This window comes from Kitasatospora sp. NPDC001095, from assembly GCF_053598615.1.
This window is the reverse complement of record NZ_JBSFKQ010000066.1, coordinates 1-13,203: the sequence shown is the minus strand read 5'-3', so window position 1 is coordinate 13,203 and position 13,203 is coordinate 1. Positions and strand designations below refer to the sequence as shown.

Sequence of the window (13,203 nt, the reverse complement as noted above, 5' to 3'; positions counted from 1 at the left end):
TTACCAAGCGCCTCTTGCCGAACACCCGAGCATGAACCTGAGCACCCGAGGAGCGTTGATTCCATGCGCCGAGCCGTCGTCACCAGTGCCGCCACCGCGGCCGGGGTGGTGCTGCTGCTGTCCCTCAAACCGCACCAGGCTCCCGGGCCCGCCCCGGTGATCGGATCGGGGGCCGCCCAGGGGGCCGGGTCCGACGTCTCGGATCCGTCGGGCACGGCCGATTCCCCCGGCCCGTCCGCCTCCGCCTCCGCCTCCGCGTCCGCCTCCGCACCCGCCTCGGGGTCGGGTTCGGGCTCGGGATCGGGGTCGGGCTCGGGCGCCACCCGGAAGGTCAGCGGCAACACCGTCAACACCCGGTACGGCCCGGTACAGGTCCAGGTCACCCTGGCGGGCAGCCGGATCACCGCCGTCGACGTGGTCAAGTACCCGACCGCCGAACGGCGCGACCTGGAGATCAACGGCTCCGCGCTGCCGATCCTCAACCAGGAGGCGATAGCCGCCCAGAGCGCCCGGATCGACGTGGTCAGCGGCGCCACCTACACCAGCGACGGCTACGTCCGCTCGCTGCAGAGCGCCCTCGACCGGGCCAAGGGCTGAGGCGCCCGTGCTGAGCCACGCCGAGCCCGTGATGGGCACCGTCTTCTCGATCACCGTGCGCGACCCGGGCCCCGGTACCCCGGCCGTGCTGGAGCGGATCGCCGAGCGGTTGCACCGGATCGACGCGGTGTTCTCGACGTACCGGCCGGACAGCGACATCAGCCGCCTCGACCGGGGCGAACTCACCCCGGCGCACTGCGACCCGGAAGTCCGCGCCGTCCTGGCCGCCTGCCGCGAGGTGGCCGCCGAGACCGACGGGTACTTCACCGGGCGGCCGGGAGGCCGGCTCGACCCCAGCGGCTGGGTCAAGGGCTGGGCGGTCGAGCAGGCGGCCGCCCTGCTGCGCTCCTCCGGCGCCCGGCAGTACTGCGTCAGCGGCGGCGGGGACGTGCAGACCGCCGGCGGGCCGTGGCGGATCGGCATCGCCGACCCCCGGCAGCCGGGCTTGCTGGCCGCCGTCCTGGCCGGCCACGACCTGGCCGTGGCCACCTCCGGCACCGCCGAGCGCGGCGCCCACATCCTCGACCCGCACACCGGACGCCCCGCCGAAGGCCTGCTCTCGCTCACCCTGGTCGGTGCCCCCGGCACCGGCATCGCCCGCACCGATGCCTGGGCCACCGCCGCCTTCGCCATGGGTCCGGACCGTGCCCTCACCTGGGCCGCCCGCCGACCCGGCGTCGAGGCGCTGGCCGTGCTGCCGGACGGCACCAAGCGCTGGACCCCGGGCCTGCCCGGACACCTCCCGGCGAGTGGTCCGGCGGACTGGCGGACCGTTGTCGGCTGACCGGGGCCCGTCCGTGCGGTGCGTGTCATGGCGGAACGACCGTTCCTCAGGCGGAACGGTCGTTCTCGGGAACCACCGTTCCCCGCGTTCGGTCCACGCCCGCTCCGTGCCCACGCCCGCTCCGTGCCCACGCCCGCTCCGTGCCTACGCCCGCTCCTGCTGCGCCGCCCGCCAGGCCTCCCAGGCCACCAGCGGCGCGAGGTACGACCAGCGCCGGGAGCCGTCCGGGCAGGTGCCGCCCTCGACCAGCTCGGAGACCGTACGGCGGGTGAACGGCACCCAGACGGCCATGTCGTGCTCGAAGGTGCTGTGGCAGGCCTCGCGGCGGCGGTCGATCTCGGCCGCCTCCAGCCGGGACCGGACGGTGGCCACCAGGGTGTAGCAGGAGGCCGGCTCGCTCCAGCCGAGCCAGGTGATCACGGTCGGCCCGACGTCCTCCGGCAGCAGTCCCAGTTCCTCCTCCAGCGCCCGACGGACCAGCCCGTAGAAGTCCTCGGCGGCGCCCGGCTCGTCGCGGTACTTCATCGTTTCGTTGATTCCGACCGTCCACTGCGCCGGGAAGGTGTTGACCGCCAGCGAGCGGCGGAGCAGCAGCAGCCGGCCCAGCCGGTCCCGCACCGCGACGCAGGCGCTGACCATCGTGGGCGGCGCGACGGCCACGAAGCTCGTCAGGCCCTCGTCCAGCGCCTCGCGCAGCAGCCGGGCCACCTCCGGCTCCTCCCGGCCCAGCCGGGTGGTGGCCATGCACTCCGCGTAGTCGCTCTCCGCGATGTCCACCTCGCAGACCCGCGCACCGCCGTGCTCGCCGTGATCGACCGTCAGCCGCGAAACGTACGCCGTCCGGCCCGCGGCTCCGGCCGCCCGCTGCCGCGCCACCTCGTCGGCCCAGCCGACCGCGTCCAGCACGTGCGGGCGCTCGATCCGCCCGCGGTGCGCCGTCACCAGCGTGCCCGGCGTCAGCGGCCGGGCCGCCGACCAGGTGATCAGCGGCGCCAGCCCGTCCGCCCGCAGGTCGTGCGCCCGGGCCGCTGCCGTCAGGCTCGCCCGCCGCACCCGCGGCGCCGGTACCCGGGAGCCGAGCCGCGAGCCGCCGAACTTGGCGAAGTCGTACACCAGGTTGGTCAGCACCCCGAGCAGCAGGGCCCCACCGATCCCCAGCAGCCACTCCACGTCGGCCCCCTCCGTCCGTGATCGACCGCCCCATTGTGGAGGCGCCCTCGCCGCCGGGGGAAGGGCCGCGGCCGGCGGCCGGTTCCGGGGCCGGTTCCGACGGCCGCTTCCGGAGCCGGTGTTAGGGTGATCGGAAAGTCAGCTCGGAGCCCCGGAGACTCGGAGGCACTGAACAGTCGTGCGGGCGCCCAGGGTTGACGCGTCCACGGTCCGGTCGACCGTCCGCTCCGCCGCCCGGTCCTCCGTGCGTCGCTTCCCCGCCGCCGCCGGCTATCTCCTCCTCTGTCTCGGCACTGGCCTGGCCGCCCTGGCCGGACTCTGCCTGCTGCTCGTCCTCCTCGCCCTCTGCCTGGTCGGCCTCGGCCTGCCGTTCCTCCCACCGGCCCTGCGACTGCTGCGCCACTGCGCCGAGTTCCACCGGCGGCTGGTCTACCGCCGGCTGGGCGGCGAACGGCCGCGCACCCCGTACGGCGACCGCGCGTCCGTACGCGATCCGGCCGTACGCCAGGACCTGCTGTGGCTGCTCGCCCACGCCACCGCCGGGACGGTCCTGGCGGGCGCCGCCCTCACCCTGTGCAGCCATGCGTTCAACTGGCTGACGGCGCCGGTGTGGTGGCGGCTCCTGCCGGGCGAGCGCGACGCCGTCATCCTGCTGACCGTCGACTCCTGGCCGGTGGCCCTCCTGGCGGCGGTCGGCGGGGTCGGCTACGCAGCGGTCGCCGTGGCCGTGCTGCCGCCGGCCGCCGACCTGCACGCCCGGAGCTCCCGTCGGCTGCTGGTCGCCCGGCCCCGCACCTCGCTGGCCCGGCGAGTCCAGGAGCTGACCACCAGCCGGTCCGAGGCGCTGGACACCCACGCCGCCGAACTGCGCCGGATCGAACGGGACTTGCACGACGGCGCCCAGGCCAACCTGGTGGCGGTCTCGCTCCGGCTCGGCATGATCCGCCGCGCGCTCGACCAACGTCCCGAGCAGGCGGCCGCGTTGGTGGACTCCACCCAACTCGTCGCCGAGCAGGCCCTGGAGTCACTGCGCGCCCTGGTGCGCGGCATCCACCCGCCGCTGCTCGCCGACCGGGGCCTGGCCGAGGCCGTACGGTCGCTCGCCGACCGCTGCGCCGTACCCACCCGGGTCGAGCTGGACATCGGGGAGCATCCCGACACCCCGCCCTCGCCACCCGCCCCGTCCTCCCCGCCTTCCCCTCCCTCCCCGTCCTCCGCCGACCCGCCGCCGCGCGCACCGGCCGCCGCCGAGGCCGCGGCCTACTTCGTGGCCTCCGAGGCGCTCGCCAACGTCGCCCGGCACAGCGGCGCCCGCAGCGCCCTGGTCCGGCTGCGGATCACCGCCGCCACGATCGCCGTCCGGGTCGAGGACGACGGCCGGGGCGGCGCCGTCGAGGGCGCCGGCAGCGGGCTGGCGGGCCTGCGCCGCAGGGTCGCCGCGTTCGACGGCACCACCCGCCTGTCCAGCCCGCCCGGGGGCCCGACCATCCTGGAAGTGGAGATCCCGTGCGGATCCTGATCGCCGAGGACAACGCCCTGCTCCGCGAGGGCCTGGTCCTGCTGCTGCGCAGCGAGGGGCACGAGGTGTGCGCGACCGTGGAGCACGGCGACGACCTGCTGCCCGCCCTGCTCGACCACCGCCCCGACGTCTCCGTGCTCGACGTCCGGCTGCCACCGGACTTCCGCGACGAGGGCCTGCGCGCCGCCGTCGAGGCCCGCCGCCGACTGCCCGAGCTGCCCGTCCTGATCCTCTCCCAGTACGTCGAACGCGCCTACGCCGCCGAGCTGCTCGCCGAGAGCGCCACCGGCGTCGGCTACCTGCTCAAGGACCGGGTCGGCCGGGCCGAGGAGTTCCTCCAGGCACTGGGGCGCGTCTCCGAGGGCGGCACCGCGATGGACCCGCAGGTCATCTCCCAGCTGATGGCCCACCGCCCAGGACCCGACCCGCTGGCCGCGCTCACCCCGCGCGAGCGCGAGGTGCTCGCCCTGATGGCCGAGGGGCACAACAACCCGACCATCGCCCGGCTCCTCTTCCTCGCCGAGAGCTCGGTGAACAAGCACATCGGCGCCATCTTCGGCAAGCTCGGCATGCCCACCCCCGACACCGGCCACCGCCGGGTACGCGCCGTCCTCACCTACCTGCGCGCGCTCGCGGACGGCTGACCGCCATCCGCTCGTCCGTGGGACGCCGCCGGTCATCCGTGGGCAGCCGCCAGCCGCAGCTGCTCCTCCTCGACGATCAGCGCCGCCAGCGACGGCTCCGACACGTCCACCGCCTCCGGTGTCGACTCCGCCACCTCGCTGCGCCGCGCGTAGTCGTCGAACAGCCGGTCCTTCGCCCGCAGCAGGTCCAGCATCCGCTGGTCGACGCTGTCCACCGCCAGCAGCCGGTGCACCCGCACCCGGCGGACCTGCCCCATCCGGCGTGAGCGCGCCACCGCCTGGTCCTCCAGCGTCGGCTTGACCTGCGGCTCGCAGAGGATCACCACCGAGGCCGCCTGGATGTTCAACCCCACGCCGCCGGCCTGGATCTGGCAGAGCAGCACCGCGTGCCCGGGCGCGGCGCTGAACCCGTCCACCGTCTCCTGCCGCCGCACCGCGCCCAGCGAGCCGTCGATCGGCCCGAACGTCCGCTGCCCCAGGGCGGCTCGGACGGCCGCCAGGACGTCCCGGAAGTACGAGAAGACCACCACCTTCAGCCCGCTGTCCGCCGCCTCCCGGACGATCTCCCGCAGCCGCCTCAGCTTGGCCGACTCCGCCGGGTCCGCGTACCCGGCCCGGCGCATCGCCGGGAAGTTGCCCGCCGCGACGGCCGATCGGTAGGCGGCGAGGTCGGCGGGCGAGAACTCCTCCCACTCGTCCACGTGCACCACCTCGGGCAGCTCGGTGAGCACGTCCTGCTGGTTGCGGCGCAGGTACGCCGGGGCGACCGCCCTGCGGAAGGCCGCCGGCCCGGCGGCCGCCGAACCCTGCTCGACCAGCGGCACAAGCTCGGGCCGCAGGTACCGCACCAGGGTGCGGAACTCCTCCACCCGGTTCTCCATCGGCGTCCCGGTGAGGAACAGCACCCGCTCCACCCGCTCCGCCCAGGCGGCCACCGCCCGGGAGCGCTGCGCGGCGGGGTTCTTGACGAAGTGCGCCTCGTCCACCACGACCATCCCGACGGTGACCGCCTCCGCGACCTCCGCCGCCTCCAGGCGGCGCAGCCCGTCGAAGGTCAGCACCGCGACCCCGCCGTCCCGCAGCCACTCGGCGAGCGCCGCCTCCCGCTCCGGGCCGTGCACCCGCAACGCCCTCAGGGTGCTGCGGGACTCGACCTCCCGGATCCAGTTGACCAGGACGCCGGCCGGGCAGACCACCAGGAAGTGGGTGCTCCCCCGGGCCCGCAGGTGCGCCAGTACGGCGATCGCCTGCACCGTCTTGCCGAGGCCCATCTCGTCCCCGATGATCACCCGTCGCTGGGCGAGCGCGAACCGCGCCCCGAACGCCTGGTAGCCGCGCAGCGAGACCCGGCAGTGGGCGTCGTCCAGCGGCTCGGCCCGCACCCGGTCCGACAGCTCCTCCGGCAGGAACCCCTCGGCGGCGGCGGGTTCGACCCCAGCCTCCTCGACGATCCCGCCGAGCACGCCGTAGTAGTCGGCCGAGCGGAGCTCGAAGTCCGTCCACGCCTCGATCGGGTCGAGCGGCGGTCGCAGCAGGTCGACCGAGGCCTGGGCGAGCAGCACCGGGACCTCCTGCGCCCGGTACCCGACCAGCAGCTTCTCCAGCCGCTCGACCGCCGCCCGCGCCTGCGCCCGCCGCTCCCGGCCGGCGAACAGCCCGCGCAGCACGCCCCGGGCCGGCCGCGCGGCCGCCACCAGCGGCTCCACCTCGGCCTGGACCCGCTCCGCGGTCTCCCGGGCCCGCCTCGCCTCCGGCCCGGCGGCCACCAGCCGCTGGAGCGCGACCACCAAGGCGGTGCTCAGCGGGTCCTGCCGTTCGACGTCCAGCCGCACCGCCACCGTCTGCTCGACCGCCCGGGCGAGCTGCCCGGCCGCGGCCCGCGCCTGCGCCGCCGTCTGCGCCCCGACGCCGGGGATCAGCCGGAGGGTGTAGCCGGAGGCCTCCAGCACCTGCCGCACCGTCCCCAGCCCGGCCGCCTCCAGCGCCCCGACCCGCAGCCGCCCCTCGGTCACGTCCCGCAGCCGCGCGACCGGGATGGCCCCCAACTCCTCCCCCACCATCCGGTCCCGGATCGCGGCGTACGCCGGCCGCACCTGCTCCACGGCCTCCCGGTGATCCGCCACCACCGCCCCGGCCGCCGCCCGCAAGCCCTCCGCCTCGGCCAGCACCACCCCGACCCGCCGCCGCTCCCCCAACCGCCCGCTCCGTCCGCTCCACGCACCCAGGAGCACCATGCTCCCACCCGCCACCCGCAGCCGTCCGGGGCCGCAACGCGCCGCGGCCAGGGCCCGATGCGGTGGATCGGGCCCCGGCCGTGGTTGGTGTCTCTCCGCTCGACCGGGCCGACGGTGGGGGCTCAGGGCCTGTCTCTTGGATTCTGTCGGATCAGGGCGCGGCGTCGGGGTGCGTGCATCGCAAGGCGGAGGTGGGGCACCTCCCGGCCGGAGGCTGGGGGAGCGCCGGGCACCCGGCAAGGATCCAAGAGGCAGGCCCTACGTGCGGATGCGGCGGAAGACGGTGAGCAGGAGGAGTGCGGTGAGGGTCAGGAGGATGCCGGCTTCGACGAGTTGGATAGGGACGAGGTGGTCGGCCGGGTGGTAGCGGAGCCAGGAGGCGGAGGCGCCGTCGCAGTCGGTGCTGAAGTGGAAGCTGCAGGCGCTGGTGCTGACGCGGGTGCCGTCGGGGAGGACGACGCCGCGGTCGAGGAGCCAGGAGTTGGTGGGTTGGGTGGTGCGCAGGTCGGCCACCCGGTCCACGGCCGGGTAGAGGAAGGGGCGGGCCCAGAGGACGAGGCCGTGGGCGACGGCGACGAGGGCGCCGGTGAGGAGCATCGCCGGCACGGTGCGGCGGACGAGTTGGCCGACGAGGACGCCGAGGGCCAGCGCGAACAGGGACCAGGCGACCGGGGCGAGGCCGAGCGCCGGGTAGGTGAGGGCCTGGAACGGCGGGTCGAAGGCGACCGGGCCGTGCACGATGTCCGTCCACCACACCCAGGTCATCAGCGCGGCGATCACGCCGCCGGCGGCCAGGACGGCACCGGCTGACGCCCGGCGGGAACCGCCACCGCCGGGTGCCGCCAGGGACGGCTTGACCTTGACGCTACGTCAGGGTTGGAGGCTTGCCGCATGAAGAACGAGAGCACTTCCACCACCCCGCTCCACCCCCCGGTCGGCGGCTTCCAGGAGATCGACGGCCGCCACCTCTACGTGCACCGCCAGGGCAGCGGCGGGCCCGCCGTCGTCTTCCTGCCCGGCGCGAGCGCGATCGGCCTGGACTACTTCGGGGTCCAGCAAGGCGTCTCGCAGTTCACCACCGCCGTCGTGTACGACCGCGGCGGAACCGGCTACAGCGACGAGGTCCCGCTGCCCCGCACCGCCGCCGAGGTCGCCGCCGAACTGCGGGAACTGCTGCGCGCCGAGGGCGTGCCCGGCCCGTACGTGCTGGTCGCGCACTCGCTCGGCGGCGCCTACGCCCACGGGTTCGCCCAGCTGTACCCGCAGGACGTCGCCGGGTTGGTCTGGCTGGACGCCTTCCACCGGGACTGGGACGACTTCGTGCCCGCCGAGGCGGGCCTGGCCGCCAGCGTCCGGTTGTCGCCCACCGAGGAGCAGCTGCGGCAGGCGCTCCCCGCCATCCGGCGGATGTGCGAGGAGCTTCTGGTGGACTACCCGGCGGACGTCCGGGACGCGGTGGCCGCGTACCACGTGAGCGAGCGCTGGATCCACGCCGGCATCGCCGAGCGCGCCTCGATGGCCGACCTGGCCGACGAGCTGCGGGCCGGCCCCGACCTCCCCGACGTCCCGGTGATCGCGCTCACCCCGCTGGGTATCGACCCCGGCCAGCAGGCGCTGATGTCCGAGGAGACCCTGCGGGCGATTCACGACGGCAAGACCCGACTGGACGCGGCCATGGTCGGCGCGGTCACCGACGGCGAGCAGCGCGTCCTCTCCGACACCGGCCACAGCCAGCTGGTCTTCGAGCGGGCCGATGCCGTGGTCCAGGCGATCCGCGACGTCGTGGACCGGGCGGGCCGCGCCTAGACTTCGTCCCGCGATCCCCCTCGACATCCACCGCGACCTCGGCCTCACCCCCCGACCTCGACAGAAGCGGAGCCGGACGGTGCTCACGATCAGTCAACTCGCGTCGACCGCTGGCGTGACCGTGCGCACCGTCCGCCACTACCACCAGGTCGGACTGCTGCCCGAGCCCGAACGCGACGGCTCCGGCTACCGCCGGTACAGCGCGCAGGCCGCGGTGGACCTCATCCGGATCAGGACGCTCGCCGACGCCGGGGTGCCGCTGGCCCGGATCCAGGCCCTGCTGAACGCGCGGCCGGAGGAGTTCGCCGCCGCCGTCACCGACCTCGACGCCGAACTGGAGCGCCGGATCGAGCAACTCGCCGAGCACCGCCGCCGGATCGCCGACCTGGCGAGCGGCGAGCGGCTCGCACTGCCACCCGAGGTGGTCGCCATCCTGGACCGGATGCGCGCGCTCGGGGTCAGTGAACGGTCGGTGCGGCTCGAACGCGACACCTGGATCCTGCTCCAGGTCCTGGACCCGGAGGCCGTGCGCCGGGGCATCCGGGAGAAGAACGCCAGCTTCGACGACCCCGAGACGACCCGGTTGTTCCTGCTCTGCGACCAGTCGCTGGACTGGGAGCCCGACGATCCGCGGGTGGACCGGCTGATCGACGACCTGGACGCCTGGGAGCTCGCCCACGGCCGGGACAGCAGCCGACCCGGCAACCAGGCGGTGATCTTCGCCCGGATCGCCGAGGCCTCGCCGACCTGGCAGCGCATCCTCGGCGCGCTCGCCCACCGCGCCAAGCAGCGCCGCCTCGCCGACGAGCGCCGGGACGCGGCCCCGCCGCGGAAGCGTTGACGTCGGATTCACGCCAGCCCGACCCCCGCTCGCACTGGTGGACTTCGGGTCACAGACCCACCACCCGTCGACAGGATCTCCGGCATGCCGACCGGCACCACCCCCCGCTCCGCTCCGCCCGTCCCGAAGCCCCACACCCGGGACGGCGGCACCCTCGCCGTCCTCGCCGTGACCACCGGGGTCTTCTCCATCGTCACCACCGAGATCCTCCCGATCGGCCTGCTGACCCCGATCGGCGCCACGTTCCGGATCTCCGACGGCACGGCCGGGCTGATGATGACCCTGCCCGGCATCGTCGCCGCGGTGGCCGCGCCCGTGGTGACCGTCGCGACCAGGCGCGCGGACCGACGGACCATGCTCTGCGCGCTGCTGCTGGTACTGACCCTGGCGGACCTGCTCAGCGCGTTCGCCCCGGCGTACTGGGCGCTGCTGACCGCCCGGATCGCCCTCGGCCTGGTCATCGGGGCGTTCTGGTCGATCGGCTCCGGACTCGCGCCGCGCCTCGTCCCCGAGCACCGGCGGGCCCGGGCGAACACGCTGATCTTCTCCGCCGTGCCGCTCGGCTCGGTGCTCGGCGTGCCGGCGGGGGTGTTCCTCGGCTCGCTGGCCGGATGGCGGGCGGCCTTCCTCGCGATGGCCGCGCTGACCCTGGTCGCCCTGGCCGCCCTCCTGCGGTCGCTGCCGCCGCTGCCCCCGCTGACCGCCACCGGGCTGGGCGTGCTGCGCGGACTGCTGGCCGGTCGGGGCACCCGTACCGGCATCGCGGTGACCCTGCTGATCGTGCCGGCCCACTTCGGCAGCTACACGTACGTCACCCCCTTCCTCACCGGTACCACCCACGCCGGCACCGGACTGATCACCACCCTGCTGCTCGTCTACGGCGCTGCCGGGCTGCTCGGCAACGTCCTGGCCGGCGGCCGCGCGACCCGGGCACTGCGGCCGGTGTTCGGCGCGGCGACCGTCCTGCTCGCCGCCGCGGCCCTGCTGCTGCCGCTGCTGGGCACCGGCGGTCCGGGCGCCGCCGTCCTGCTGACGCTCTGGGGCGTGGCGTACGGCGCCGTCCCGGTCTGCTCGCTCACCTGGTTCCTCGCCGCGGCCCCGCACGCCCCGGAGGGCGCCGGCGTGGTGTTCACCTCGGTGTTCCAGGCCGGCTTCTCGGTCGGCGCGCTGACCGGCGGCGTGGTGGTGGACCGCTCCTCCCCCACCACGGTCATGCTCCTCGGCGGGACGGTCGCGCTGCTCGCCTCGGCCGCGGTGTGGCGGTACGGCCACCGGGTCCGTCCCGCGCCGGCGCCGTGACGCGCCCGTGCCCCGACCCTGGTCGTCGGCGCGGTTCGTGGTGAGAATGCCGGGGTGCCGTCAGCCCACCCGCACGTCCTGCGGGGTGGGCGGGTGGGCTGACGGCACCCTGCCGGGACGGTCCCGGGCGGGTGCGGACGGAAGGACGGCCGGCGGATGGGCAGCGAGCGGGTGGGCGGCGAGCAGGGGGGCAGCACGCCGGGGAGCGGCGAGCGGACGGCCCCGGCGTTCCACGGGCGGTTCGGCGACTACCAGCACGAGATCTACCTGCGCGGGCTCGGCGGTGTGCTGCCGACGATGCCGATGGCCTTCACCGACTTGGAGGCGCGGGCGAGCGCGGCCCTGGCGCCCTCGGTGCTCTCCTACGTCGCGGGCGGGGCCGGCGACGAGTCCACCCAGCGCGCGAACGTCGCCGCCTTCGACCGGTGGGGCCTGGTGCCGCGGATGATGGTCGGCGCGAGCACCCGGGACCTCTCGGTGGAACTGTTCGGCCTGCGGCTGCCGACCCCGCTGTTCATGGCTCCGATCGGGGTGATCGGCCTGTGCGCGCAGGACGGCCACGGGGACCTCGCCACCGCCCGGGCCGCCGCCAGGACCGGCGTGCCGATGGTCGCCTCCACCCTGACGGTCGATCCACTGGAGCAGGTGGCCGCCGAGTTCGGCGACACCCCCGGCTTCTTCCAGCTCTACACCCCCACCGACCGGGCGCTGGCCGAGAGCCTGGTGCACCGCGCGGAGGCCGCGGGCTACCGGGGCATCGTCGTCACCCTGGACACCTGGGTCACCGGCTGGCGCCCGCGCGACCTGGCCACCGCCAACTTCCCCCAGCTGCGCGGCCACTGCCTGGCCAACTACACCTCCGATCCGGTGTTCCGCGCCCGCCTCGCCCAGGCGCCGGAGGAGGACCCGCAGGCCGCCGTCCTGGAGTGGGCCGGCGTCTTCGGCAACCCGCTGACCTGGGACGACCTGCCCTGGCTGCGCTCGCTCACCGACCTGCCGATCCTCCTCAAGGGCATCTGCCACCCCGAGGACGTCCGCCGCGCCAGGGACGGCGGCGTCGACGGTATCTACTGCTCCAACCACGGCGGCCGCCAGGCCAACGGCGGCCTGGCCGCCCTCGACCTGCTCCCCGACGTGGTCGCCGCCGCCGACGGGCTGCCCGTCCTCTTCGACTCCGGCGTCCGCTCGGGCACCGACGTCGTCAAGGCTCTCGCCCTCGGCGCCACCGCCGTCGGCGTGGGCCGCCCGTACGCCTACGGCCTGGCGCTGGAGGGCACCGACGGCATCGTCCACGTGCTGCGCTCCCTGCTCGCCGAGGCCGACCTGCTGATGGCCATCGACGGCTACCCCACCCTGGCCTCCCTGCGCGCGGACGGTGCGCTGCGCCGTACCTGACACGACCTCAGGTCGCGGTGCCCACCGGAAACCGTCGGGGCTTGCCGGGATATTCGGGACGGCCCTACGCTCGAACGGCACAAATCGGGTCCGTACGTTCCCATCGGCCGGGAGGTCCGCCATCATCCGAGTCCTGCTGACCGCCTTCGAACCGTTCGGCCGCGATCCCCTGAACTCGTCCCTGGAGGCGGGCCGGCTGGTCGCCGCCGCTCCGCCGGCCGGAGTGGCCCTGGAGTTCGCCGAACTCCCCTGGGTGTTCGGCGACTCGATCACCGCACTGCACCGGGCGGTGGCCCGCTTCGAACCCGACCTGGTCATCGCCACGGGCCAGGGCGGCAACCGCCCGGACCTCACGGTCGAACGGGTGGCGGTCAACCTCGACGACGCCGTCCGGAGACCGGACCGGAAGGGCAACCAGCCGGTCGACCAGCCGGTCGTGCCGGCCGGCCCGGCCGCGTACTTCTCCTCGCTGCCCGTGAAGGCGTGCGTGGAGGCGGTCCAGCAGGCCGGCATCCCGGCCACCCTCTCGCACACCGCCGGCACCCACCTCTGCAATCACGTCTTCTACGGGCTGGCCCACCTGATCGCCACCGAACGCCCGGCGCTGCGCGGCGGGTTCGCACGCCTGCCCTACCTGCCGAGCCAGGCATCCGGGCAGGAGAAGAGCGCCTCGATGTCGGCGGAGACAGCGGCCGAGGGGGTGCGCATCCTGATCCGCAGCGCCGTGGCCGCCCTCCATCCGCCGCCCGTCGGCACGGTGGCCGCACCGCGCCGACGGAACTGGCTGTCCCGCCGGGGCGGCTGACTGCCGTCGAGCCCGTCGAGTCCGGTTTCCGGGAAATGCGAAAAGCCCCTGATCCGAATGGATCAGGGGCTTTTCAGAAGAATTGTTCGGCGGCGTCCTACTCTCCCAC

General features: G+C 74.9%; 12 protein-coding genes. 9 read left to right on the top strand and 3 right to left on the bottom strand.

The window, feature by feature from the left end; genetic code table 11:
• Positions 1–63 precede the first annotated feature (63 nt).
• Positions 64–597, top strand: a complete 534-nt coding sequence (locus ACWDBB_RS33105; RefSeq protein ID WP_449793105.1) for an FMN-binding protein — start codon at positions 64–66, stop codon at positions 595–597.
• Between the two features lie 31 nt (positions 598–628).
• On the top strand, positions 629–1,381 hold the full coding sequence (locus ACWDBB_RS33100) for an FAD:protein FMN transferase (protein WP_449793126.1): 753 nt from the start codon (positions 629–631) through the stop codon (positions 1,379–1,381).
• A 144-nt stretch (positions 1,382–1,525) separates the two neighbouring features.
• On the opposite strand, the gene ACWDBB_RS33095 is transcribed toward ACWDBB_RS33100, so the two are convergent.
• On the bottom strand, positions 1,526–2,551 hold the full coding sequence (locus ACWDBB_RS33095) for a hypothetical protein (RefSeq protein ID WP_449793104.1): 1,026 nt from the start codon (positions 2,549–2,551) through the stop codon (positions 1,526–1,528).
• Between the two features lie 244 nt (positions 2,552–2,795).
• Between ACWDBB_RS33095 and ACWDBB_RS33090 the strand changes: the two genes are divergently transcribed.
• Entirely contained in the window at positions 2,796–4,070 is a 1,275-nt protein-coding gene (locus tag ACWDBB_RS33090) for a sensor domain-containing protein (RefSeq protein ID WP_449793103.1), read from the top strand.
• Entirely contained in the window at positions 4,058–4,714 is a 657-nt protein-coding gene (locus ACWDBB_RS33085; RefSeq protein ID WP_449793102.1) for a response regulator, read from the top strand. Before ACWDBB_RS33090 ends, ACWDBB_RS33085 begins: the two co-directional genes overlap by 13 nt.
• Before the next feature lie 32 nt (positions 4,715–4,746).
• Here the strand turns inward: ACWDBB_RS33085 and ACWDBB_RS33080 are convergent, their stop codons facing one another.
• On the bottom strand, positions 4,747–6,948 hold the full coding sequence (locus tag ACWDBB_RS33080) for a DEAD/DEAH box helicase (RefSeq protein ID WP_449793101.1): 2,202 nt from the start codon (positions 6,946–6,948) through the stop codon (positions 4,747–4,749).
• A gap of 258 nt (positions 6,949–7,206) precedes the next feature.
• Complete coding sequence (locus ACWDBB_RS33075) at positions 7,207–7,713, bottom strand: hypothetical protein (RefSeq protein WP_449793100.1); 507 nt, start codon at positions 7,711–7,713, stop codon at positions 7,207–7,209.
• A 126-nt stretch (positions 7,714–7,839) separates the two neighbouring features.
• Here ACWDBB_RS33075 and ACWDBB_RS33070 point away from each other — a divergent pair, with 126 nt between their 5' ends.
• From ACWDBB_RS33070 to pcp, 5 genes are all read left to right on the top strand, one after another.
• Positions 7,840–8,754 carry an alpha/beta fold hydrolase gene (locus ACWDBB_RS33070; RefSeq protein ID WP_449793099.1) on the top strand — a complete coding sequence of 305 codons (915 nt, stop codon included), beginning with the start codon at positions 7,840–7,842 and terminating at the stop codon, positions 8,752–8,754.
• A gap of 79 nt (positions 8,755–8,833) precedes the next feature.
• Positions 8,834–9,595 carry a MerR family transcriptional regulator gene (locus tag ACWDBB_RS33065; RefSeq protein WP_449793098.1) on the top strand — a complete coding sequence of 254 codons (762 nt, stop codon included), beginning with the start codon at positions 8,834–8,836 and terminating at the stop codon, positions 9,593–9,595.
• An 84-nt stretch (positions 9,596–9,679) separates the two neighbouring features.
• On the top strand, positions 9,680–10,894 hold the full coding sequence (locus tag ACWDBB_RS33060; protein WP_449793097.1) for an MFS transporter: 1,215 nt from the start codon (positions 9,680–9,682) through the stop codon (positions 10,892–10,894).
• 156 nt (positions 10,895–11,050) lie between these two features.
• Entirely contained in the window at positions 11,051–12,289 is a 1,239-nt protein-coding gene (locus ACWDBB_RS33055) for an alpha-hydroxy-acid oxidizing protein (RefSeq protein WP_449793096.1), read from the top strand.
• Between the two features lie 121 nt (positions 12,290–12,410).
• The gene (gene pcp / locus ACWDBB_RS33050) at positions 12,411–13,094 is read left to right on the top strand and encodes a pyroglutamyl-peptidase I (protein WP_449793125.1); all 684 of its coding nucleotides are present in this window, start codon (positions 12,411–12,413) and stop codon (positions 13,092–13,094) included.
• Positions 13,095–13,203: the final 109 nt, after the last annotated feature.

Excerpts from the sequence above, each read along its gene's own strand:
- ACWDBB_RS33105 (WP_449793105.1), top strand. The coding sequence starts at position 64 with ATGCGCCGAGCCGTCGTCACCAGTGCCGCCACCGCGGCCGGGGTGGTG.
- ACWDBB_RS33060 (WP_449793097.1), top strand. The coding sequence starts at position 9,680 with ATGCCGACCGGCACCACCCCCCGCTCCGCTCCGCCCGTCCCGAAGCCC.
- ACWDBB_RS33070 (WP_449793099.1), top strand. The coding sequence starts at position 7,840 with ATGAAGAACGAGAGCACTTCCACCACCCCGCTCCACCCCCCGGTCGGC.
- ACWDBB_RS33080 (WP_449793101.1), bottom strand. The coding sequence starts at position 6,948 with ATGGTGCTCCTGGGTGCGTGGAGCGGACGGAGCGGGCGGTTGGGGGAG.
- ACWDBB_RS33100 (WP_449793126.1), top strand. The coding sequence starts at position 629 with ATGGGCACCGTCTTCTCGATCACCGTGCGCGACCCGGGCCCCGGTACC.
- ACWDBB_RS33075 (WP_449793100.1), bottom strand. The coding sequence starts at position 7,713 with ATGACCTGGGTGTGGTGGACGGACATCGTGCACGGCCCGGTCGCCTTC.
- ACWDBB_RS33055 (WP_449793096.1), top strand. The coding sequence starts at position 11,051 with ATGGGCAGCGAGCGGGTGGGCGGCGAGCAGGGGGGCAGCACGCCGGGG.